General features: G+C 55.4%; 19 protein-coding genes, 1 tRNA gene and 1 CRISPR repeat array. Of the genes, 7 read left to right on the top strand and 13 right to left on the bottom strand.

Features of this window, described 5'->3' with window-relative positions; all coding sequences use genetic code 11:
- Nucleotides 1-411: 411 nt before the first annotated feature.
- Nucleotides 412-2,037, bottom strand: coding sequence for a bifunctional aspartate transaminase/aspartate 4-decarboxylase (locus LIO98_RS00200; RefSeq protein WP_291952299.1), 1,626 nt, complete (start codon nt 2,035-2,037; stop codon nt 412-414).
- A gap of 281 nt (nt 2,038-2,318) precedes the next feature.
- On the opposite strand from LIO98_RS00200, the gene LIO98_RS00195 reads away from it, so the two are divergent.
- The 3 genes from LIO98_RS00195 (at nt 2,319) to LIO98_RS00185 (ending at nt 5,598) form a co-directional block, all read left to right on the top strand.
- Nucleotides 2,319-3,710, top strand: coding sequence for a glutamate decarboxylase (locus LIO98_RS00195; protein WP_291952298.1), 1,392 nt, complete (start codon nt 2,319-2,321; stop codon nt 3,708-3,710).
- A 104-nt stretch (nt 3,711-3,814) separates the two neighbouring features.
- On the top strand, nt 3,815-5,320 hold the full coding sequence (gene gadC, locus LIO98_RS00190) for a putative glutamine/gamma-aminobutyrate antiporter GadC (protein ID WP_291952297.1): 1,506 nt from the start codon (nt 3,815-3,817) through the stop codon (nt 5,318-5,320).
- Nucleotides 5,321-5,522: 202 nt separating this feature from the next.
- A tRNA-Asn gene (locus LIO98_RS00185) sits at nt 5,523-5,598 on the top strand.
- A gap of 199 nt (nt 5,599-5,797) precedes the next feature.
- Here the strand turns inward: LIO98_RS00185 and garR are convergent.
- The 9 genes from garR to LIO98_RS00140 all read right to left on the bottom strand — a co-directional run bounded on the left by garR (nt 5,798) and on the right by LIO98_RS00140 (nt 14,974).
- Entirely contained in the window at nt 5,798-6,691 is an 894-nt protein-coding gene (gene garR, locus LIO98_RS00180) for a 2-hydroxy-3-oxopropionate reductase (RefSeq protein WP_291952296.1), read from the bottom strand.
- A 60-nt stretch (nt 6,692-6,751) separates the two neighbouring features.
- A complete protein-coding gene (locus LIO98_RS00175) occupies nt 6,752-7,783 on the bottom strand; it encodes a D-2-hydroxyacid dehydrogenase (protein WP_291952295.1) in 1,032 nt (343 codons plus the stop codon).
- A 163-nt stretch (nt 7,784-7,946) separates the two neighbouring features.
- On the bottom strand, nt 7,947-9,362 hold the full coding sequence (locus tag LIO98_RS00170; protein ID WP_291952294.1) for a Sapep family Mn(2+)-dependent dipeptidase: 1,416 nt from the start codon (nt 9,360-9,362) through the stop codon (nt 7,947-7,949).
- Nucleotides 9,363-9,448: 86 nt separating this feature from the next.
- Nucleotides 9,449-10,186 (bottom strand): ABC transporter ATP-binding protein, encoded by a 738-nt coding sequence (locus tag LIO98_RS00165; protein ID WP_291952293.1) that lies wholly within the window; start codon nt 10,184-10,186, stop codon nt 9,449-9,451.
- Nucleotides 10,183-10,968 (bottom strand): ABC transporter ATP-binding protein, encoded by a 786-nt coding sequence (locus LIO98_RS00160; protein ID WP_291952292.1) that lies wholly within the window; start codon nt 10,966-10,968, stop codon nt 10,183-10,185. The genes LIO98_RS00165 and LIO98_RS00160 overlap by 4 nt, the downstream gene beginning before the upstream one ends.
- The gene (locus LIO98_RS00155; RefSeq protein ID WP_291952291.1) at nt 10,961-11,830 is read right to left on the bottom strand and encodes a branched-chain amino acid ABC transporter permease; all 870 of its coding nucleotides are present in this window, start codon (nt 11,828-11,830) and stop codon (nt 10,961-10,963) included. Before LIO98_RS00155 ends, LIO98_RS00160 begins: the two co-directional genes overlap by 8 nt.
- Nucleotides 11,831-11,846: 16 nt before the next feature.
- A complete protein-coding gene (locus LIO98_RS00150) occupies nt 11,847-12,731 on the bottom strand; it encodes a branched-chain amino acid ABC transporter permease (RefSeq protein ID WP_291952290.1) in 885 nt (294 codons plus the stop codon).
- A 136-nt stretch (nt 12,732-12,867) separates the two neighbouring features.
- The gene (locus LIO98_RS00145) at nt 12,868-14,064 is read right to left on the bottom strand and encodes an ABC transporter substrate-binding protein (RefSeq protein WP_291952289.1); all 1,197 of its coding nucleotides are present in this window, start codon (nt 14,062-14,064) and stop codon (nt 12,868-12,870) included.
- 208 nt (nt 14,065-14,272) lie between these two features.
- Nucleotides 14,273-14,974 (bottom strand): FadR/GntR family transcriptional regulator, encoded by a 702-nt coding sequence (locus LIO98_RS00140; RefSeq protein WP_291952288.1) that lies wholly within the window; start codon nt 14,972-14,974, stop codon nt 14,273-14,275.
- Between the two features lie 825 nt (nt 14,975-15,799).
- Between LIO98_RS00140 and LIO98_RS00135 the strand changes: the two genes are divergently transcribed.
- Nucleotides 15,800-16,609, top strand: a complete 810-nt coding sequence (locus tag LIO98_RS00135) for a mechanosensitive ion channel domain-containing protein (protein ID WP_291952287.1) — start codon at nt 15,800-15,802, stop codon at nt 16,607-16,609.
- Between the two features lie 26 nt (nt 16,610-16,635).
- Nucleotides 16,636-17,517, top strand: coding sequence for an NAD(P)-dependent oxidoreductase (locus LIO98_RS00130; RefSeq protein WP_291952286.1), 882 nt, complete (start codon nt 16,636-16,638; stop codon nt 17,515-17,517).
- Between the two features lie 132 nt (nt 17,518-17,649).
- On the opposite strand, the gene LIO98_RS00125 is transcribed toward LIO98_RS00130, so the two are convergent.
- Nucleotides 17,650-19,056 (bottom strand): MATE family efflux transporter, encoded by a 1,407-nt coding sequence (locus tag LIO98_RS00125; RefSeq protein ID WP_291952285.1) that lies wholly within the window; start codon nt 19,054-19,056, stop codon nt 17,650-17,652.
- 229 nt (nt 19,057-19,285) lie between these two features.
- Nucleotides 19,286-20,107 carry an MBL fold metallo-hydrolase gene (locus LIO98_RS00120; RefSeq protein ID WP_291952284.1) on the bottom strand — a complete coding sequence of 274 codons (822 nt, stop codon included), beginning with the start codon at nt 20,105-20,107 and terminating at the stop codon, nt 19,286-19,288.
- 80 nt (nt 20,108-20,187) lie between these two features.
- Between LIO98_RS00120 and LIO98_RS00115 the strand changes: the two genes are divergently transcribed.
- A complete protein-coding gene (locus LIO98_RS00115) occupies nt 20,188-20,322 on the top strand; it encodes a hypothetical protein (protein WP_291952283.1) in 135 nt (44 codons plus the stop codon).
- Nucleotides 20,315-20,998 (top strand): DUF1643 domain-containing protein, encoded by a 684-nt coding sequence (locus tag LIO98_RS00110; protein ID WP_291952282.1) that lies wholly within the window; start codon nt 20,315-20,317, stop codon nt 20,996-20,998. Before LIO98_RS00115 ends, LIO98_RS00110 begins: the two co-directional genes overlap by 8 nt.
- Before the next feature lie 63 nt (nt 20,999-21,061).
- Nucleotides 21,062-21,876: a CRISPR direct-repeat array (repeat unit 32 nt; unit sequence GTTTCAACTAGCGTGCCCGCGGAGGGCACGAC).
- Nucleotides 21,877-22,229: 353 nt separating this feature from the next.
- On the opposite strand, the gene citF is transcribed toward LIO98_RS00110, so the two are convergent.
- Nucleotides 22,230-23,777, bottom strand: coding sequence for a citrate lyase subunit alpha (gene citF, locus LIO98_RS00105; RefSeq protein ID WP_291952281.1), 1,548 nt, complete (start codon nt 23,775-23,777; stop codon nt 22,230-22,232).
- Nucleotide 23,778: the final 1 nt, after the last annotated feature.

Here is a 23,778-nt window from a genome sequence, read left to right as displayed (position 1 = left end):
CGGCGAGACGGAAGGAGTGTTGCTCTGTTTGGCGCGGTTTCCGCGCCAAACAGAGCCCGCGGCAAAAGCCGCGGGAGAACCTAAGGTCAACTCTCCCTCAGTCTCGGCGAAAAAACATCGCCGAGTCAGCTCCCTCTGAGAGGGCGCCTTTAAGGGCAAAGTCAAAAGCTAAACCGCTATTTATCTCTTCGTCTACCCGAAGGAAATCGGCGTTTAGAAGTGCGAGTTGCTAAATAACTTTGGGGTCTGCGCCCGGAGCCGTATCTTTATACGGTGATCGCAAGGCAATGTCCCCGCCATGGGGCGGGACACTTTTAAATTATCCATATTGCCGCAGCATGCGGATGCGTCTGCCGCAGGATGTTCCGGCCTTGTTGAGCTAAGTCAGCGGCGCGTATAAACGCCGATTTATCAGGCTTTCTTGTACTGCGAATAATACTCGTCGAGGATCGTCACCAGATCGTGGCCGATCTCGCGGTAGGCGTGATCGGGAAGGTTCGCCATTGAGACGCGCACGGACCAGCCAGGGGCGTCGAAGCCCTCTCCGGGAAGCAGTACTACGCTGGGGTTTTCAGCGAGGCGGAAGAGGATGTCTATCGGTTCAAAATTCTTCTGCAGCCAATCCGCGAAGCCCTCGCCGTATTTTTCCTTAGCCCAGAGCGAAACATCGAGCAGCTGGTAATAGGCGGAGCTGTTCGGAGAGAGGGGCCGCGGCCATTTGAGGTTGCCCCAGAAGTCTTTGTAGCGGCGGCGGACGATATTTTTCGTCAGCCGGTTGTAGGCGTCCGTTTTATCGATCAGCGCGCAGAGGGCGAAGAGAGCCATCTGCACCTGCTGCGGCACTGAGAGCCCCGCCGTGTGGTTCAGCGCGATGTCGCGGCTGTCGGCGACCATGCGGTCGATAAATTTTATCGCCCCCGGATCGACGGCAAGCTCGGAATAGAGCTTCGCCGTCTTTATCCGCTGCGCCGCGGGCATGGCCGCGATCATATCGTCGAAGACGTTCTTGCGGTGGATGCCGATGACTCCAAGCCGCCAGCCCGTACAGCCGAAATATTTAGAGAAGGAGTAGGAGCAGATGGTGTTATAGGGTATGGTGTCGAAAAGAGAGTGATAGTTATCGGCAAAGCTGGAGTAGATGTCGTCTGAGACGATCATCAGCTGCGGGTTTTTCGACGCGACGATATTTTTTATCTTCTGCGCCGACTCCGGCGATATCTCCACGGAGCCGGGGTTACTGGGATTGACGATGAAAAAGACCTTTACCTTCGGGTCGGCGAGCTTCTCAAGCTCTTTGTCCGAATACTGCCACGAATGGCGCGGCTCACCGTCCACAAGTTCCGTTCCGTCTGCATAGACCTGCACCGTCTTGAGCGCATACCACGGCAGGCCGGGGATCTCTATGTACGGGGTGAAGATAGGCGTGCCAAGCGCGATGGTGTCTCCCTGCTTCAGCAGGCCGTTGTTGAGCAGCGAGCGGAAGATGTAGACCATCGCCGCCGTCGCCCCCTCCGTCGCGAAGAGGTCGAAATCCTGGTTCTGTCTGTTACCCTGCTCAAGCTCCTCGATAATGTATTCGCGCACCACGCTCTCGCAGCAGGGCATCATCCTGTCGGGCGTCGGGTAATGGCCGCCCAGGATGCCGTCGCAGAGCTCAATGGCCCACTCGTCGGCGTCAAAACCTAGGATGTTGAGGCCATACTGGAAGGCGCGCCGCAGGAAGTCGGCGCCCGGCATCATTGAGTTGACGCCGAGCCAGCTGGCGAAGCGCGCGCCGATCCCCTCCTTCTCCGGCAGTCCCGCGAGGATGCCGTCGTCCCAAACGCGGCGGCTCTCGGTCATCGCGAAGCGGCCAAGGGTGAAAAAGGCCTCGCGCGGCTCCGTCGCGATCCAGTTGGGATTGCCGCGCCCCGCGTTGAGCATCGCGGAAGAGGTCGCGCGGGCATGTTTCGACGCCATATCGATAAGGACGTTTTTCACTTCAAAAGGGCTCAGTTTTTCATAGGCTTTTTCCTGTTTTTTTGTCGGCATATCCATATAGGAGACACTCCTTTAGATTAGGTATTTTCTTTATTAATTTTAAGTAAAAACGGAACTCTAACTATAATCTTATTCTTTTTTTACAATTTATACATGTTTAATTACGTACAGCCATTACATGCTTTTTGCCTAGCGGACATTCGGCAAAAACTATTTATCGCGAAATAGGGCTTCGAACTATACTCGGTGCATACGGTACAAAAAGTCGAAAACATAATTTCGGTGCGTACCATTAGTTATATTGCATCAGACGACATTTAACAGGAGGGATTTTTAAAATGTCACTTTACCAGAAGGAATATGAACACAGAGCCATTGACCCGACATTCGGTTCAGCGGCAATGGGCAGCCTGCTGCCCAAGGACGCGTTCCCCGAGGCGGAGATGGACCCGCAGGATGCCTATCAGGCAATCCATAACGAACTCGTACTCGACGGCAACGCTTCACAGAACCTTGCCACATTCTGCCAGACCTGGCTTGACGGCGAGACCCACAAGCTCATGGATGAATGTATCGACAAGAATATGATCGACAAGGACGAATATCCTCAGACGGCTGAACTTGAGGCGCGCTGCGTCCGCATGCTCGGCAATCTTTGGAATTCACCGGAAGAGGCCAACACCATCGGCACCTCGACGACCGGATCATCCGAGGCGGCAATGCTCGGCGGACTCGCGGCGCTCTGGCGCTGGCGCAAGAAGCGCAAGGCGCAGGGAAAACCCACGGACAAGCCGAACATCGTCACCGGCGCGGTACAGATCTGCTGGGATAAGTTCGCCCGCTACTGGGATATCGAACAGCGCCAGATCCCGATGAAGCCCGGCAAATACTGTATGACGCCGGAAGAGGTCGTCAAGTATGTCGACGAGAACACCATCTGCGTCGTCCCCACGCTCGGGCTGACCTTCACGCTCCAGTACGAACCGGTCAAGCAGATAGCGGCGGCGCTCGACAAGCTCCAGCAGGAGACCGGACTTGACATCCCCATCCACGTCGATGGCGCGAGCGGCGGCTTCATCGCCCCCTTCATCCACCGCGATCTCGTCTGGGACTTCCGTATCGAGCGTGTAAAATCGATCAACGCCTCCGGACACAAATTTGGCCTGTCGCCCCTCGGTGTGGGCTGGGTAATGTGGAGAGAGGTATCCGACCTTCCCGAAGAGCTCATCTTCTATGTCAACTACCTTGGCGGCAATATGCCGACCTTCGCCCTCAACTTCTCACGCCCCGCGGGACAGATCGTCAGCCAGTATTACAACTTCATCCGCCTCGGCAAAGAGGGCTACACAAAGATTCAGCAGGAATGCGCCGAGACCGGCCAGTATCTCGCGAACGAGATCATGAAGTTCGGCATCTTTGAGATGGTCTATGACGGAGAAGGCGGCGTTCCCGGCTGCACATGGAAATTCCGCGACGACGTGAAGCCCGGCTTCTCGCTCTACGACCTCGCAGACAAGCTCCGCTCAAGGGGCTGGCAGGTTCCCGCCTATTCGCTCCCCGCGGACGCGCAGAATGTCGTCGTTCAGCGTATCCTCGTCAGGAAGGGCTTCAACATCGACATGGCCTCGCTCCTCATCAAGGATATGAATAGGGCGCTTGAATATTTCAAGGCTCACCCCGTCGCAAAGCCCCTCACGGAAGCTGAGACCGGAAACTTCAAACACTCATAAACGAGAAATAACGGCAGACAAACACAATACTTTTTCCGAAAAGGCCGGTTCCTCCGGCTTTTTCGGAATATTTATCGAAAAATTTTTGAAAGGAGAAGGTCATAATGAGTACTGAAAACAAACCGTCATCCGGCTCAAAGAGCGGAACGATCGGTGTCTTTACGCTGGCGATGATGAACGTGGCCGCGATAGTCAGTCTGCGCGGCCTACCGGCAGAGGCGGAATACGGCCTTTCGTCTGTATTCTACTATATATTCGCGGCGGTATTTTTCCTGATCCCCGTGGCGCTCGCCGCGGCGGAGATGGCGACCGCGTGGCCGCAGAAGGGCGGCGTATTCAGGTGGGTCGGAGAGGCATTTGGCGGCAGGTTCGGCTTTGTTGCTATTTTCCTCCAGTGGATGCAGAATACAATATGGTTCCCGACCGTCCTCACATTCGCCGCGGTCTCCGTGGCATACATCGGAATGGACCCCAGCAGCGACTCAGCCCTCGCGGCAAATAAGATGTACACCCTGGCGATCGTCCTCGTATTCTACTGGGGCTCGACGCTGATGAATTTCAGGGGGATGTCCCTCTCGGGAGCGATAAGCAAATGGGGAACCCTCATCGGCACCGTCATTCCGGCGGCGATACTCATCATCCTCGGCATACTCTACTACGTTACGGGACATACGATCTACATGCCGCTGCATGCCAGCGACCTGATCCCAGATTTGGGAAATTTCAGCAACCTCTCCCTCGCGGTGAGCATATTCCTCTTTTACGCGGGGATGGAGGTCTCGGCGGTCCATGTCAACGAAGTCGACAACCCCGAGAAGAACTACCCGCTCGCGATACTCATCTCCGCGGGCATCACGGTAGCCATATTCGTCTTTGGAACGCTGGCGATCGGCTTCGTAATCCCGCAGAAGGATATCAACCTTACACAGAGCCTGCTTGTCGCCTACCGTAACCTCTTCCAGGCCTTCGGTCTCGAGTGGCTTTCACCGGTCGTCTCGATCTGCCTCGCCCTCGGAGTCTTCGCGGGAGTCAACACCTGGATCGCGGGGCCAAGCAAAGGTATCCTCGCCGTCGGTAAAGCGGGATATCTGCCGCCCATCCTCCAGAGGACCAACAAGCACGGAGTACAGGTGAATATTCTCTATTTCCAGTCGGCGATCGTCACCATACTATCCGTCATATTCGTGCTGCTCCCCTCGGTACAGGCGGCCTATCAGATACTCTCGGCCCTTACCGTCACGATGTACCTTATCATGTACATGCTGATGTTCGCGGCCTTCATTAAGCTGCGCATAAAAGAGCCGAACACCCCCCGCCCCTTCAAGGTGCCCGGCGGTGAGATCGGCATGTGGCTCGTCGGCGGCGTAGGGCTTGTCAGCGCCTTCGCGGCCTTCCTCGTCGGCTTCATACCGCCCGGACAGATTCCGGTCGGCAGCCCGACGGAATGGATCGGTCTGCTCGTCGTCGGCAACATTCTCGCGGTCGGCGTGCCCCTTCTAATCTACCACTCACGCAAAGAGAGCTGGAAGACGGCCGAAGGCTCGGACTCTTTCGAGCCGTTCAGCTGGCAGAAAGAAACCGATGCTCCCGCTAAGACGGCAAATAAATAAATCCACCGGACAGGCGTCAAAACAATGTAAGGCAGCGGCGGCGGCAGGGATGAGAGACCCGACCGCCGCCATTTTTATTCGCCGCGCGCCGGACACTCTTTCGCGTAACATCACGTAATTCGCCCCCTATACGGGTTTTTAGGGGGTTGCCAAAAATCAGGGGCGTGCTATAATATCCTCTGTCGAGTTTTCGACCTGATATTCCTCGATGGCGCAATCGGCAGCGCGGGTGGCTGTTAACCACTAGGTTCGAGGTTCGAGTCCTCGTCGAGGAGCCAGCCGATAGTATGGCATTCTGTACCGCAGGGTACGGGATGCCATTTTTTATTACAGCTATCTTTTCCATTTTTCACGCGATCTCTGTTTGTAACCGGCTGTCTGATTTTTAAGGAAAACTGCGGGAGCGCGTCCCTTTTTGAAGAGACGCGCCCCCGCGGGTATCTCATATGCGCTGCCGCGGCAGGCGCCTGTTTTCTATTACCGCTCCCTGAGGCTCACGCCGTTGAGCTTTTCATAGTAGAGGCCAAGCGCGCCGTGGTCGAGGGTATCGTTTCCCTCCCCCGCAAGCGCGATCATCATCTCGGCAACCTGCGCCGAGAGGGGGGCGGAGCTGCCGATGGAGCGGCTTGTCTCCAGCACGTTCCAGTAATCCTTGATGTGCAGGGCGATGCGGAAGCCGGGGTCGTAGCGCCCCTCGAACATTCTCGGAGCCTTATCCTCCAGGCACTGGCTCCCGGCGAGTCCCTTGCGGATCGCCTCAAAGACCCGGCGAGGCTCGACGCCGCATCTCTTGGCGAGGCTCATACCCTCGGCGACGGCGGCGATATTTATACCAACGATCATCTGGTTAACGAGCTTTGTGATCTGACCTGCGCCAAGTTCACCGACAAGCGAGACGCTGGCCCCCATTTTGGAGAGGATATCTTTAACACGCTCGAAGACCTCGCTTTTGCCGCCGACCATGATCGCCAGGGTGCCCTTTTCGGCCTTTTCCTGCCCGCCGCTGACCGGCGCGTCAAGCATCTCCACCCCGCGTTCGGCGAGGGCGCCGCCGAGCGAACGGCTGACAAGCGGCGCGATCGAACTCATGTCGACCACGACCTGTCCCCCGCGGCAGCCGTGGATGATGCCGTTATCCCCCAGCACGACCTCGCTCACCTGCGGCGAGTTGGGCAGCATGGTGATGATGACCTCTCCCGCCTTCGCGGCGACATCCGCCGGCGAACAGCCGCGCTCGGCTCCCGCCGCTACAAGTTTTTCGACCGAGGCCTCCGCAATGTCGTAGACGACCAGGGAGTAGCCAGCGGCAATCAGGTTTTTTGCCATCGGCACCCCCATGATTCCCAGTCCGATGAAGCCAATTTTGCTCATTTGCATCCCTCCAGAATTAATGACGGTTCTTGCTCCGCTGCGCGGCTGACGCCCCGCGCACTAAAATTCTTTTTTGATATCGACGATGTTTTTCAGCGGACGGCCGGCCAGCTCATTGCGCACGTTTTCGATCGTGAGGTCTAAGGTGAGCGGCATGTAGTTTATCACGTCGTCCGACGAGACATGCGGCGTGATGGTCAGGTTCGGCGTCTTCCAGAGGATGGAATCGGCGGGCAGCGGCTCCGGCTCGAATACGTCGAGGATCGCGCAGCAGAGTTCTCCGTTCCGCAGCCTGCGGTCGAGCGCGTCGTGGTCGAGCAGCGCGCCGCGCGAGATGTTCATCAGCCCCGCGTGCTTCGGCAGCCAGCCCAGCACCTCTTCGTTGAAGAATCCGCGCGTCTCCTCCGTCGCCGGCGCGGCGATGGCCAGGAAGTCGGCGTCCGCCAGCTCTTCTTTCAGTCTGTCGATGCCGTATACCGCCTCGCAGCAGGGATGTTCCTTTACATAAGGATCGATCGCGATCACGCGGAGGCCCATTCTGTGCGCCTGTCTGGCGATTTCGCCGCCCTGGCTGCCGGCGCCGAAGATGACGAGCTTTTTGCCCTTGATCACCGAGGTGAAGATGCGGTCCCACTTGCCGTTGCGCTGCGCAGTAGCCAGGCGGGGCATCTGCGCGTTGAGCATCGCCAGAAACATCGCGAAGGACTCTCCCGATTTAGGCAGATGCACGCCTCTGTTGTTTATGATGGTCACGCCCTCCGGCACCCAGTCGAACGGGGTCGCGTGCTCAATACCTGCGCTGATGAAGTGTATCCAGCGCAGGTTCGGCGCGTAGGAGGCCATGTCTTTCGTCGGGAAACAGAAGCCGACCATTATGTCCGCCGTCTTCATATAGCCGTAGTACTCTTTCAGATCTTCTTCCGTCCACTGTTCCACCGGGTCCACGGCGCTGCTGCCGAGGGTTACGTGGATTTTGTCCACTATATCGGCGTTCTTCTTCAGAAGAGCCTTTACATGCTCCTCAGTGGCGATAAATATCGGAGACGAACTGCGGCTGTTTTCGATGTGAATATGGATCTTTCCTTCGTACATTGTAAAGACCTCCCTGTTTTTGTTTCGCCCGTCAAGAGCGGGCGCTTTTGTCTGTCTGTAATTTATATTCGCTGAACGCGGGTATGGAGCCATCTGCCGCGGCGCTCGCTGCCGCGCCGCGTATACCTGCCCTCTCGGACGGCCCGTATGACGGAGACGCCGCTCAGCGTCCCCTTAATTCCTCGGCGGCCAAATCCTGCAGCTGCCAGAGCGCCAGGATGTAAACCTTAAGCGCCTCTTTCAGAGAGGGGATATAAGATGCTTCGTTCGGCGCGTGGTCCGAGGCGACGAATGAGGGGCGCGGCGTATAATCGTCTCCGGGGCCGAACCCCACGGCGTTTTTGAAGCGCCTGGCGTATGTGCCGCCGAACATGGTATATGCCTCCGCGGGATGCCCCGTTATCTCCGTGTAGGCGGAGAGCAGCACCTTTATCGCTGGCGAGTCCGGCGAGATGTAGAAGGGCTCCAGTATCTCCCCTCCGCCAAACTGCGCGTTGTGGGCGGCGGCCACCTTGGAGAGGGCCTTCTTGAGCTCTTCGCCGCTGACGCACTCAGGATAACGGATGTTCATATCCTGGCGCACGACGCCACCCTCCTGTGAGATGACGCCGCCGATGCTGGTCAGCTGCCCCAGCAGTTTGCCGGTGCAGGCGATCCCCAGCCCCTCGCCGTAAGCGTTGGAATGGATCTTATGCAGCAGCTCCAGGAACTGTCTTTCGTCGGCGTCGCCAATGCCGTTGTCGAGCAGGAAATCGGTCAGGATGCCGATCGCGTTGTGTTTGCCGTCCGGGTGCGCCGCATGGCCGCCGATACCCTGGGCCTCTACTAAAAACGAGCCGTCCTCTTTGGGGGTAACGGTGATCCCCTTCGTCTCCTTGAAGCTCTTTCCGGGAGCGTGGACCACGCAGGAGGCCCGGCCCGGGATGGAGTTGCTCGCGTTGCCTGCCGCGAATGCTGAAATGCTGGTAAAGACCGGCGCGGAGGAGAATACGCCGCCGGCATACATGCCCTTTTCGCCGATGCTGACGGGAAAGTCCACGTCGGGGGTAAAGCAGAAGATCGGCTCCGGGTTGCGCGCGAGATAGTAGGGGACGTCGTGCATGCCGCACTCTTCGTCGCAGCCCATCATTACGCGGATTCCGTAGTTGAGGGGCCTGCCGGAACGCGCGAGGAACGCCGCCGCGTAGAGTGAGAGTATCACCGCGCCCTTGTTGTCGCTGATTCCGCGCCCGATCAGCCAGCCATCTTTCTCCGTCAAAACGTAGGGATCGGAACTCCAGCCCTCGCCCTCGGGAACGACGTCAACGTGGGCGATAACGCCTATGTGCTCTTCATGCTTTCCCGGAAGGTCGGCCCAGCCCACATAACCGTCGCCGTCGTTGACCGCGAAACCGAGGCGTTCGGCAATCGCCATGGCGGAATCGAGGGCGTTTCTCGGACCGTGGCCAAAGGGAGCGCCCTCTTCCGCCGGTCCCTTTACGCTGCGCTTCGATACCAGCTCGGCCATATCGTTTAAGATGTCTTTTTCATTTTTCTCGACGAAAGCCTCGATTTCCTGGAGCAGTTGCTTTTTTTCCATCATGGTCCCCTCTTTCTTTTGATTACCCGAATATCCGAACAGTTTTGATCTATTCCAGAAATACCGCCATAGGCCGCGCGGAGGCGCTATTCATCCTCGGCCAACTGCTGAATGCCCAAATATTCCTGCTGTATGGACGGGTCGTTGAGAAGCGCCGCGCCGGTACCCTCGCGGGTGATGCTGCCGGTCTTGATGACATAGGCGCGGTTGGCCACCTCAAGGGCCAAAAAGGCGTTTTGCTCAACGATCATGATCGTCTGACCTCTCTCCCTGTTCAGCTGCAGTATCTTTTCAAAGAGTTCGTCGACGATGATCGGCGCAAGCCCCAAGGATGGTTCATCCATACAGAGCAGCTTCGGGTGGGCCATGAGCGCGCGCCCCACGGCAAGCATCTGCTGCTCGCCGCCGGAGAGGGTGCCGCCCCTCTGTTTCAGGCGCTCCCTGAGCCGCGGGAACAGCGCCAGCACCTCTTCAAAGTCTTTCTCTATAGACTCTTTAGGATCCTTACGGCTGAAGGTGCTCACGATAAGGTTTTCTTTCACCGTCAGATTGGGGAAGATACGCCGCCCTTCGGGAACAAGCGAAATACCTTTAGCCATAGTCTCGTAGGCGGTATGGGGGAGGCGTTCCCCACAGAACGTAACGGTCCCCGACTTTATCGCCTTGTCCCCGGCGATTGCCCGCAGGAGCGTGGATTTACCCGCGCCGTTGGCGCCGACCACAGAGACGATCTCCCCCTCTTCGATATATAGAGAGACGTCCTGCAGGGCATGGATGCCGCCGTAGTATACGTTTAGCGAATCAACCTCTAAAAACTTGCTCACGCTTTACGCCTCCGTTCTCCCAAATAGGCCTTAATGACCCGGGGGTCTGTCTGGATCTGTTTCGGCGTTCCCTCCGCCAGGACCTGTCCCAGGTTCAGTACGTAGATCCGCGAACAGAGCTTCATCACGATATCTATGTGATGTTCGATCATCACGACGGTCAGGTTGAAGGTCTTGTAAATACCGCGCAAAAGTTCTATCAGTTCGTTGCACTCGTCGTTATTCATTCCCGCCGCCGGCTCGTCAAGCAAAAGCAGCTTCGGGGAGGCCGCCAGCGCGCGCGCGATCTCAAGGCGGCGCTGTAAGCCGTATGGCAGCGTACCCGCCTGACGGTCTTTATGTTCCACGAGCCCCATTATCGAAAGAAATTCCAGCGCGCGCTTTTCGGTATCGATCTGAACTCGTTTTACCGAGGGAAGGCCCAGCATCGCCGCCCACACCGAATATTTCGGAGTGCTGTGCATCGGAATGGAAACATTATCAAGTACGGTCATCTTGGGAAAGAGGCGGATATTCTGGAAGGTCCTGCTGATGCCGTAGTTCGCGATTTTTGAGGGCGGCTTGCGCACCAGGTTTTCCCCATTAAAGAGGATCTTGCCCTCCGAAGGCTTTATATAGCCGGTAATGGAGTTAAAGAAGGTCGTCTTCCCCGCGCCGTTCGGCCCTATCAGCCCCACAAACTCATTTTCGTTTACATGGACGCTGACATCCTCTATCGCGCGTAGTCCGCCAAAGGCGATACTCATATGGCTGACGTCTAGCATCGGCGTCTGACTAGTCATTCGTCTTCACCCCTGTCCTTTTAAACAGATCCTCCAGCCATTTAAAGGAGATCTCCCGATATCCCATAAGACCTTCGGGCTTGAACTGCATGATGATGACAAAGGCCGCGCCGTAGAAGACGAGACGCCATAGCACCAGAAAATGCAGGACCTCCGGCAGGATGACGAGAAAGACCGTCGCCAGCATCGGGCCGGAGAGACTGCACATGCCGCCCAGGACCACCGCGGCCAGCAAATCGTCCGATTTAGCCTCCGCAAAGGTGGTGGGTGCGATATAGGTCGCGAAGAATGAAAAGAGACCGCCGGAGATACCTCCGTAAAAGGCGCTTATCATCAGGGCGACCAGCTTCGTCTTGACGGTGTCGACCCCTACCATTTCGGCGGCCAGCTCCTGCTGATTGATGGCGATACAGTTTTTTCCATAGTGAGATTTCAAAAAATTTCTCATGAGCCAGATCATTAGCACGGTGATGGGAAGCACGGTCCATATCGTGGTCAGCCGCGGTATATTGGAAATACCGTGAGCTCCCTCAAAAAACGGGTATATATTGGAAATAGTGATACGGACTACCGCGACGAAGCCCAGCATGACGATGGCAAAGGCGTCGCCAGCCATCTTATTTCGCAGGGCCGGGTAGCCGATGATCACGCTTACGATCACCGCGCAGATTCCACCGCATAGAAGGGCGGGAAGGAAGGGAACGCCGAAGTGCTTGAACAGAATGACGGCCGCATATCCCCCGACCGCCAAAAACCCGGCGTGCCCGATGGAAAAGATGCCGGTATATCCGGTAAGCAGAACTAATCCGGCGACGGCGATTATATTTACGCAGGCGAAGATCATGAGAGAAGAAATATACATGCTCTATTCACCTTCCTTACAGTTTGTCGCTGGTGTCGGCCCCGAGAATTCCATTCGGGAGGAAGACCAGCACGACAATCAAGATTCCAAACGAGAAGAGATCACGATACGCTGAAGAGATATATCCGGAGATTATCGTCTCCAGCACGCCGAGGATGAAGCCGCCCAGCACCGCTCCCGGCAGGCTGCCCAGCCCGCCGATGACGCTCGAAATGAATGCCTTGCTCGAAATGGCGCCCAGCGTGGGATAGACCGCGTATTTCATCCCTGTAAAGGTACCGGCAATCGCGGCGGTGATCCCCGAAATTGCGAACACAATCAGCGAGACCTTATTTACGTTGATGCCCATAAGTCCGGCCGTATCGGTATCGTGCGCGCTCGCCCTGATCGCGATCCCGTATTTCGTCTTCTCGATAAAGATCCACAATACGGCAAGCGCGACAAGAGAGACCAGCAGCGACAGGATGTCGATCGAGCCGATCTTGATTTTTCCAACCGCCAGGACTCTGAACGGCAGCGCAATGTTCAGACTCCTCAAATTTGCGCTCATCCATATCGTCATCAGGTTTTGGAGCAATATATTGACGCCCATCGCGGAGATCATCAGAAAAAGGCGCGAGGCCTTCAGCCTGCGCAGCGAGCGATAGGCTACCAGTTCGGTGATTATAGAAATAATAATACCTATTATGATAGCGCCGCAGAGGCCGGCGGCGAGAGAGGTCATCCCCAGATTCTTGACGACAAAATACGCGCCGTACGCGGAACACATCATAATCGCGCCGAAGGCAAAGTTGGTAAACTTAAAAATACTGTATATCAGCGCATAGCCGACCGCAAGGAGCGCGTAGATAGCGCCGATGGAAAATCCCGTTACAAGCTGTTGTATAAAAAGCGTCGACATTGTTTTATTCAACTCCGTTTGTAGGATGAAGCGGGGCGGATCTTCATCCGCCCCGCTTACCACAGAATTTCTGCAGACTCCGGGACAGCTCGGGCTGCCCTTATTCCGACAGCTTCAAATTTTGAGACGGCGACATTTATTTGGTGGGCTTAAACGTCTTAAGGTGATGATATTTGCTGTCTTTTATCTGAAGAATCGTGACGCTCTTGTTCAGAGGATTATGGGTCTTCGGATCAATGGTGAACGACTCCGTAAACAGAGGCACATTCTTTGCGCTCTCAAGGGCTTTTTTGAGCACCTCTCCGTCGAAGCTCTTGGTCTTTTTCACAGCCCACTCGAGGAGCATGATGCCGTCCATGCCGTAATAGGCGTAGATATTGGCCTTATACCCGGTCTTTTTATGTCTCGCGTCAAAGGCCTTTTTATAGTCCGCGTATTCGGGGGCGTCGTCGGTCATCGGGGTGGAAAGATAGGCGCCCTCAACCTGGGGACCGGCGGTCTCCATCAGCTCCGGCGCGTAGACGCCGTCCGGGAAGAGGTAGGTGAACTCAAGTCCCAGCTGCTCCGCCTGCTTGGAGATCAACGTGGCATATTTATATTCGCATGCCGGGGAATAAAGCACCTTGGCGCCGCTGTTGTCGATCGCCGAAAGCTGGGCGCGGAATTCCACGTCGCTCGTCTGATAGGACTGCGTGTTGATGATCTTGCCGCCAAGCCGCTTAAATTCATCGGTGAAATACTTCAGTATGCCCTGCGCGTAAAGGTCGTCTACACCGGCGATCGTCGCCACCTCTTTGATTCCAAGTTCCTTAAAGGCAAAGTTAGCCATCGCGCTGCCCTGGTAGGAGTCGGCAAAAGAAACTCTGAACATGTACGGATGTACGGCGCCGGTATCCTCATTCACCGTGACCTTGGCGTTCGTCGCCCCTATCGTGATGCAGGGAGTCTTAGATTCGTTGCAGAGCTGAACGATAGGTATCGCGTAACGGCTGCCGGTTGGGCCGACGATGGCGATGACCTTGTCCTGCTGGATCATCTTGTTGACGGCCGTCACCGATTCCGTCAGCGCGTCGCGTCCGGCGTCATAGGAAATAAGTTCAAGCTTTTTGCCAAGCCAGCCGCCCTTTGCGTTGACCTCTTTGATGTAGTCCTCTATCGCCAGCTTTGGCGGAATATCCGTGTACGCTCCCGAACCGGTAAGATTAGCCAGATAACCGATCTTGATCGTATCACCGCTCCACCTGTCGGACATCGCCGCCTCGGCCGAGCTCAGGACGCCCAGCATCATTACGGCCAACATGATGATCATTAACGCAAAAAATCTCTTCTTCATTACAGTACCTCCTTAAAAATACGCATATTAGAGAGCAATTAATTGCTTCTGCTCACTACACCAACAGTACGAGGCTCTAAAAATAGCTTCGCTTTAGCGTTTTGAGGCAATAAAACATCTGCCTCATGCCTTTTAGGCATGACGTTCATCCATTCATGCAGTTACTATTTGGGCATCCACCCTCCTCTTGTGTTGAGTGCGGCGCTCGTTATACGCAGCGCGCCAGATGCTTTTCGGAGTAAAACGACGCCTTTGTGGGGTTCCTTTCTTTGATCGCGTTTAAAATGAACCTATGAGCCTCCACCGTCTTCTCAAGAAGCCGGAGGTCCTCCTTATAGCGCCGCCACATGTGGACGTCCGCTCTTTTCAGGAGGTCATTGCTTATGGATATCAGTGTTTCGTTGTTCGTCGCCTCCGCCACCGCGATATGAAATTCCCGGTCGATATCAAGAAAGAGCTTCACGTCATGCTCCTCCAGGGCGACGCCGGACGATTCCAGCAGCGTCTCCATTCTCTCGATCTGTTCCGGCTCGGCTCTCCAAGCCGCCATGGCGGTAACGGAGGGCTCGATAGCCATTCTAGCCTCAAGGGCTTCAAATGAGCCGCCAACTTTTTCCGTGTCTTCGAGGAATTTTTCGAGGATGTTCTTTGGCGGATACTTACCCGCTGAGGCACGCTCGCTTATATACGTGCCCTCGCCAGGAACGCGCTTGATCATACCCATGATCTCAAGGGCTGACAGCGCCTCGCGCACAGAGGCGCGGCTAATGTCCGATTGTCTGACGATCTCCAATTCGTTGGGCAGCTTCTCCCCGGGCATCAGTTCGCCGTCTTCAATCAGGTCAAGAATCCTGCGGACGATAATCGCGGGCTTTTTTGTAGAGTCCTGTTTGGAAAATATATCCTTCACAGACGATCGTCCTTTCATTATTGGAATAAATTGCATCTTCATAATACGGCATAAGCCAAAAATTTGCACATAAAAGGCGCTAATAACATTAAAAACGTCCTTAAATCGATTCGTCTCTTAAATATAGCGATAACTCGCAGTTTTTTAGGATAACTGACGGGAGGGGTACATAAACCACAAGTCGGGCTAAACGTAAGAAACCTTACCACGGACACGGGGGCGTCCCGCTGCGTTAATAGCGGGGAGGCAAAGAGCTTTCTTTCGCGCCTGCCGTCTCCGCCGGTAGCCGAAGACGCGCCTGTCGATACGACAATCCAAAGGGGGCTGTGCTCCTTCAAACTCAAAAGACGGCCGGATACCGGAATGATCGATTCATCATATTATTTTTTCATAGTGTAATATCGATGTTTCTTATGGCTGATTTCAGTTAATACATCATATGTATTTACATCATATGTCTGACTTGATAATTTCATTATAGTTAATAATAGAACGATGTCAAGCAAAATAAGGCCAATTTCATTATAAATTTGTAAGTTTTTTAGAAAAGCAGAGATATTGTTATCAAAGTAATAAATATGAGCATGCTCAGGTGAATATCCCCTTAAACATAAAGAAAAACAGAGAATTAACCGCATAATAGATGCATGTATGAACATACAGGAGTATTTACGGCTTTTTACTGCCCCAAAATAGATACCCCCGGGTATAATTTGTATGTGTTCGCCCTCCGAACCGACAATTTCGCGTTGTCAAAGCTAATCGGGCTGGGTAGAATAATATCCGTTTGCAAGTCTTCTAAGACAAGAAAGGAACGATCAGAAAATGAACATAAACCTCGAAGGGCTGCCGGCAATATTGGAAAAGGTGACGCTTGCTTCGCTGCTGCCGGCGCTGCTCTATCTCCTGGGCGGAATAGCCGTCGTCAAGATCGTCATGAGAGCGCTGACAAAGGCGCTGGAAAGATCCAGCATCGAAAAGACTCTGCACAAGTTCATCCTCACGCTGATAAGGTTAACACTTTACTTCATCGTCTTCATGACCGTCGCGGGAGCCCTTGGGATACAGATAACCTCCTTCGTCGCCATCCTGAGCGTCGCCGGTTTGGCCATCTCCCTCTCGCTGCAGGGCGTACTTTCAAACCTCTCCAGCGGCGTCATGCTGCTCTCCGTCAAGCCCTTCAAAGCAGGTGACTACGTCGAATTGGGCGGCGTCGGCGGCACCGTGCGCGAGATCGGCTTCATACATACCAAGATCTCCACCCCAGACAACAAAATAATTTACATCCCCAACAGCGAAGTATCCTCCTCAAAGATCGTGAACTATACCAACGAAGGGAAACGCCGCATCGACCTCGTCTTTTCCGCCGGTTACAACTGCCCCTTAGAAACGGTCAAACTCGCGATAAGAGAGGCCGTGAAAAAATTCCCCAAAGTCTATACTGATCCCGCTCCCTTTGTACGCGCCAGCGCCTACAAGGAATCAGTCATCGAATACACCGTCCGCGTTTGGTGCGGCACCGATGATTATTGGGACCTGTACTACGATATAATAGAGGCGGTCTCGGAGTCATACGCCAGGCACGGCGTCGAGATGAGTTATCCGCACGTCAACGTGCACATGGTCAAAGATTAAAATAATTTACTTACGGGAGTGGTAACATGTCGGATAAAAAAATCCTCGGTTTCATCGGTACGGGCGTAATGGGAGCCAGTATGGCCGGACATCTACTGGAGGCAGGCCATGAGGTGCATGTCTATAACCGCACCAAAGAGAGGGCCTTGCCTCTGGTCGAAAGAGGCGCAGTCTGGGAAGATACCCCCGCCGACATCGCCGCGAAATGCGACGTCGTATTCACCATCGTCGGCTTTCCCAAGGATGTTGAAGAGGTTTACCTCGGCAAAAAGAGACTCGTGGAAAACGCCAAGAGCGGGACGGTGCTCGTAGACATGACCACTTCCAGCCCGAAGCTCGCGAGAAAGATTTACGCGGCGGGCAAGAAGCGCGGCATCGGCATCCTCGACGCCCCCGTCACCGGCGGCGACAGGGGGGCACGCGAAGCGACCCTCACCATCTTCGCCGGCGGCGATAAAGATGACTTTGAAACGGTACTTCCCTATTTTGAGATAATGGGGCGCACCATCAAACACATGGGCGGCGCGGGCGACGGGCAGAACGCGAAGCTCGGCAACCAGATCGTCATCGCGGGAACCATGACCGGCATGTGCGAGGCGCTCGCCTTTGCCAAATCCTGCGGCCTCGACCTTAACGAATTTATCGAAGCCGTCGGAGGCGGCTCCGCGGCCACCTGGAGCCTCAAGAATTACGGACCGCGCATCCTCAAAGGAGACTTCGCCCCCGGCTTCTTCGTCAAGCACTACATAAAGGACATGAAGCTCGCCGAAGAGGCGGCGAACGAAATGGAGCTTGACCTCCCGGCCCTCACCGTCACCAGGGAGCTTTACGAAGAGCTTGCCGAGGGCGGCTATGAAAACAGCGGCACCCAGGCGCTCTACTGCCTCTACGACCCGGAAGAGGAATAAAATATATATTGACCCCACAAAGGCCCCGCCTCAGCGCGGGGCTCCGTCATATAAATACCTTTATATCCGGAAAAATTAGGCGGCCGAGCCCCATGCTCTGCCGCCTTTCACATACGTAAGAAGCTCCTTACGCTAGTCTTTGACCGCCGCCGGATCGAGCATCGATTTTTCTTTGGTATCGAGCATCTTAAGGAAACCGCGGACAAAGGGCAGCGTCGCAAAGAAGGTCAGGACGTTGGTGGCCGCCTGGCTGACCGCGACGCCGTCCACCCCCATGAAGGCAGGCAATATCACCAGCATCGGCATAAAAAATATCCCCTGCCGCAGCGAGGCCAGTACCGAGGCGCGCGCCGCGAAACCGAGCTCCTGCATCATCATCTCCGTGATGATGAATATCGGCTGGAGGATGAATACCGCCGCCTGACAGCGGAGGGTAAAGGTGCCGACGCCAATGATCGCCGCGTCGCCGTAGCTGAATACGGTGACGATCTCCCGCGCGAAGATATATGTAAGGACAGAAATGACGATCATGCAGAGCGAGCCAATTTTTATCGTGAACCAGAAGCCCTCGCGGATGCGCGCGTACTGCTTCGCGCCGTAATTATAGGCCGCCACGGGCAAAAAGCCCTGCGTTATGCCCGTAACAATGGCGAATAGGAACATGACGACGCGCGAAACGACGGACATCGCCGCGATCGCCGCGTCGCCGTAGGGCCCGGCGGCGTAATTGAGCGCCGCCGTGGAGAGGCTGGAAAATCCCTGCCGCGTGAGGGAAGGGCTGCCGATCCTGAATATATCGTAATATTCGCGCGGGTCGCGCGATACGCTGGTAAGCCTAAGTTTCGTAATACTCTTGCCGCGCAGAAAGTATTCATAGAGGATCACGAAGCTCACAAACTGGCTTACAAGCATCGCGATACCGGCTCCCGCGATACCCATCTTCAGAGAAAATATCAGCACCGGGGTCAGCACTATATTGAGCAGCGAACCGCCAAGCAGCCCCCGCATCGAATAGGCCGCCTTCCCCTCGGCGCGCAGAATGTTGTTCATGACAAAGGCCGAACAGGCAAAGGGGGCGCTGAAGAGCACGTGACGCGAATAGTCCACGGCATAGGGAAGGATGGTCTCCGTCGCGCCGAGAAGCCGCATGAGCCCCACGACATACTTTATGCCAAGAACCGCCGTCACTATCCCGATAAAGATGACGGTGAAGAAGGAGGTGGAGGCAAAGCGGCTCGCCTCGGTATCGTTGCCAGAGCTGAGGCTTATCTCTATCTTACTCTCCGCGCCGTGGCCAAAGGTGTAGCCGACGGCGTTAAAAAAGGCGAAGATGACAAAAACGACGCTGGTGGCGGCGTTTGCGCTGGTTCCCAGCTTTGAGACGAAGTATACGTTCGAGATAAGGTAAAGAGTGGTGACGGCCATGGTGACCGTCGTCGGCCCGCCAAGTGAGAGAAGGAGCCTCCCTACGGGTTCGCTGAGCATTCGCCTGCGCTGTTCCTCCTTGCCGAGTGCCGCTGATGATTGATATCCTAACATTCGTATGTTCCTCTTTTATTCTTAAAGATATATGTCAAAAATCCCATACGACGGCCGGGACACACGGCCTTTAATTATCATATTCCTATTTTAGACCGGCTCCGCCGCCAGTCTCAGTATCGCTTTTTACCCCCTTCGCGTCATCTGTAATTGAACCGAAGAACGGCTCCGCCATCCGCGGCGGAAAACGCCCGTATAAACATCGTCCTTATGGCGGAGCCGGAAACGGTTATCTGTAGCTGAGCCGGAGCCCGACGCCGCACTCCGCGACGGAAAATTCCCGCGAGAGCGCCGCCTTCGCGGCAAAATCAGTACAGTGGCAGGGATGGAGCCGCGTTACCCCCGCAGATTTCATATAGGCGGCGACCGCCGCCAGCTCCTCGGGCGGGCTGGACAAAAGATGAAAGCCTCCCACGATATCGGCGATGCGCCCCTCTCCCGTAACCTTGACCGCCCGTTCGATAATGTTGCAGATACCGGAGTGCGAACAGCCGGTGACAATAACCAATCCCTCCGGGCCAGCGTAGGCGAGGGCGGAATCGTCAAGGCAACAGTCGTCTCGCTCGCCGCCGGAATCTATTATCTTGCCAACTGCCCGCCGAGGCGTCACCGCCGCCGGTATCTCTCCCAGCCACCATAACCCCGGAGCGAGCTCGCGCGGTTCAGCCGAAAGCACAAGATCAAAGTAACGTCCCAGCGCCTCCGCCCCCATCATCGTCCCGATGGTGAGCCCTCCGTGCCTCTTATTCTCAAAGACCAGCGGGTGTGCCGTCAGCCGCGGACGGCGTGAAAGTTCCCGGCGGTCAAAGAGTGAGACAAGCGAATGCGTCCCCCAGGTGTGGTCGTTGTGTCCGTGGGAGTAAACAAGCCCGTCCATCAGCGTCAGGTCGATCCCCATCCACGCCGCGTTGCGGATAAAGACATCCGAATACCCGGTATCAAAGAGGAATTTTTTATCGCCGCACTCGATCCAAAAGGAGAGCCCCGGCTCCCCCAGATAATACCTGTCTATGAGCGTGTTATTGTCGGTAAGTATGGTAAGCTCAAACATCGAACCGCCCCCTCAATTCAGAATGATATTCCGGCCTCACGGCAATTATAATATAACGCCGGCGTCGGCGCCAAAGCGGAATGGAACAGACGGCGGCGTCTCTCTCCATGCGCAAAATAGGGGAAAAAAGCGGCAAAGCTGCTTATTTTGCCGTTATTGCCGCTCCTTCCGAAATATATTATGGTCAAAAAGAGAGGTGGACGAAACATGTTTGACTTTAACGATAAAAGAAGACTGTCGCCGGTGCTTCATCCGGTGTCGGCTGGCGTCTCCTCCGTCTGTATCTTCGGAGCGGACAGGAAACCACCGCATATAAGCAAAGAAAATAATGGTTATGAGGCGTTTCTCTGGCGTCCGTACCTTGAAAGGCAATGGGGTCGGGAGAATTCACCGCTCCTTCTCTTCGTCCTCATGAACCCCAGCTCAGCCAACGCCGCATATGACGACAACTCCACAAGAAGGTGCCTCGATATCGCAAAAAGACACGGCTTCGGCGGCATGATAATCACCGATATCTGGGCGCTGCGCAGTACGGGGAATGAACGGCTGCTCTCGGAGCCGGGAGCGGCGGGCGGCAATATGTCCTACCTGCAAATATTCACCACAGGCGGCATCGATACCGGCGGCGAATATTACCACCAACTGATGACCTTGAAGGACAACCTGGACTTCATCGCGGCGGCGCTGAAAAATCCCCGCGTCACCAAGGTATACTGCGGCTGGGGAGAGCACAAAGAGCCGGATGAGCGGCAGCGGCTGAAAGAGACCGCCGCCCTCCTGCGAAATTCAAAGAAACCCCTGGTCTGCGCCTCTCAAAACGAGGACGGCTCTCCCAAATATGTCCTCTACACCCCCGTCGGCGCGCCGCTGGTGCCGTTTGAAGCAGATTAATGACAACGGATGCCCTACGGATGGCGCAATGGCAGAGAAGCCGCACGCCTTCCACGATATGGTGTTTCAACTAGCGTGCACGTAAGGGGCACGACATGAACAGTTTCAATTTCTTTAAGAGACGTCACGTTTCAACTACCGTGCCCGCTAAGGACACGACGACAGGAATCCACCCCGTGATGCCTTCAAGAGAGTTTCAACTAGCGTGCCCGCGGAGGGCACGGCAAGGAGACGTCGAATGTCTCTGATGCCCTGATAAGTTTCAACTAGCGTGCCCGCGGAGGGCACGACCACTTTCCATGTTGAAATACCGTCGTAAAGCAGTTTCAACTAGCGTGCCCGCGGAGGGCACGACCGGGCGATGGCATCCCACGAACGCAGCTTGGAGCTGTTTCAACTAGCGTGCCCGCGGAGGGCACGACACGTCGGGCTCTCCTACGGCTGAAGGATTTACAGGTTTCAACTAGCGTGCCCGCGGAGGGCACGACGGGGGTCACCAGGTACAATCAAGGGCTAGATGCAGTTTCAACTAGCGTGCCCGCGGAGGGCACGACGAAAAAGATCCCTCTCAAAATTGAGAGGAAAAAGTTTCAACTAGCGTGCCCGCGGAGGGCACGACATCTTATATAGTTGGTGAAAAGCCTAGTTGGTGTTTCAACTAGCGTGCCCGCGGAGGGCACGACGTAAAAGTTCGTCCGCATTAATATCGTCATACGGTTTCAACTAGCGTGCCCGCGGAGGGCACGACATGGCTATGTGTTTTGTGCGGTCTGCGGGGAGAGTTTCAACTAGCGTGCCCGCGGAGGGCACGACCTAGCCCTAAAATCTCCTGCACTGAGCACCCCAGTTTCAACTAGCGTGCCCGCGGAGGGCACGACGTAATAGCTGTTTTATACAGTAATACCAACATATTTTTCTCTATATTGCGCGAAGTGTACGATCTACGCATTTGCATGGTTCTAAGTTTATAAAAAATCTTCGTCTATTACAGGCGCACAGCGAAGCGCGAAGCTCCTATAAAAATCATGCGCGCTTCAGCTTCGCGCTGGTGGCGACACCTACCTTTTTAAGGTAATTCTGTGCGTACCGTATTTTGTACCATGTAACGGAATCTTTTATATAGCGGCCCCTTCTCCCTATTTTAACATCCCCCGTATAAAAGACAAAGGCCCCGCCCCACGGCGACGCCTCTGTCTTTTTCTATTTAACTTAACTGCTGCTTGTACGCTGTTTACTTTTTAAGCTGTCTGACGACGTCGATAACGGTGCCGTCTCTCCACTCGACTACTCCTATTATCCGGTCTGTGGTCGCCACGGGGTCGGTCGGTCCGGACATTTTCTTCGCCCTCGCCGCCAGCTCTTCCATGCTGATTATAGGAAGTCCCTTGAGGCCAGATACGGCATCTAACAGGTCTTTTCTTCTCGGGTTGAGGGTGACTCCGTATTCGGTCACTATGGCGTCGACTACTTCTCCAGGCGTGGTGACGTTGTAGACTTTGTCTGTCACGCAGGGGATTCTGCCTCTCAGGAGCGGCTGCGCTATTATTGTCAGTTTGGCTCCCGCCGCGGTGTCCTGATGGCCTCCGGTCCCATGGAGAAGCGCTCCGTCGGCTTCGGTGTTGACGTTGGCGTTGAAGTCGGTGTCTACTTCTGTCGCCCCGAGGATTACGACATCCAGCATGTTTACCGCCGCTCCGCAGTTCCATGGGTTGGCGTACCAGTCGGCGGAGATTTCTATGTGGTTGGGGTTTTCTCCGATGGATTTGACGGCTTCAAGGTCAAATGACTGGACGTCCATTAGTTTGTCCACGAGCCCATCTTTGAGGAGTTCGACGAAGTAGCCGGTTATTCCTCCGAGTCCGAAGCTGCCTTTGATTCCTTTTTTGAGCATGGCCTCTTTCATGAAGGCGGTGACTGCGAGCGGGATGCCTCCGGCTCCGGTCTGGAATGATATTCCGTCTTTGAAGTAGGGGCTGGCTTCTATGAGGCGCGAGGCGTAGCTGGAGATGAGGAGTCTCAGCGGGTCTCTGGTGACTTTGGTGGTTCCGGAGACTATTCCCGCGGGGTCGCCTATGGAGGGGACTTCTACTACGAGGTCGGCTTTGGTCTGGGGGATGGAGACGGGCGCCGCAGGGTATTGTACGAGGTTGTCTGTTATTGCTACGACTTTGTCGGCGTAGTCGGCGTCGGTGTAGGCGTAGCCCAGGGAGCCGCAGGCGGATTTGCCCAGGGTGCCGCAGATGTTGCCGTATTTGTCCGCCGTGGGCGCTCCGATGAAGGCGACGTCTATGTGGACGTCTCCCGCCATTACGGCGCGGGGACGCCCTCCGTGGCTTCTGAGGACTACGGGCACTTGCATGCCGCCTTCGGAGACGAGCTGGCCTATGGGGCCGTTGACGGAGCCCATGATTTTTGTCACTACTCCGCTTTTGATGTGGTCTATGACTTTTTTGTGGACTCCGAAGAGGGCGGTCGGGAAGAGGGTGAGTCCTTTGATGCCAAGTTCGGCGCAGGCGTCCAGGACCATGTTGACTACGTAGTCTCCGTTTCTGAGGTGGTGGTGGAAGGAGATTGTCATGCCGTCTTTGAGGCCCGCCGCTTTGATGGCCTCTTTGACTGAGGCTACTGTTTTGTCGGTGATGTCGCTGTTGTAGCAGCGGAGTTTGGCTCCCGATATGCTGCCTTCGGGTTTTTTCGCAAAGGCTCCCTGGTAGTGTTTTACTTGGCCGTAGCCCTCTATGTAGTCGGGGATTTCTCGTTTTACTGCGTTTATCGTCATG

It is taken from the genome of Cloacibacillus sp., from assembly GCF_020860125.1.
GTDB lineage: Bacteria > Synergistota > Synergistia > Synergistales > Synergistaceae > Cloacibacillus.
This window is presented reverse-complemented; position numbering and strand designations above follow the sequence as displayed.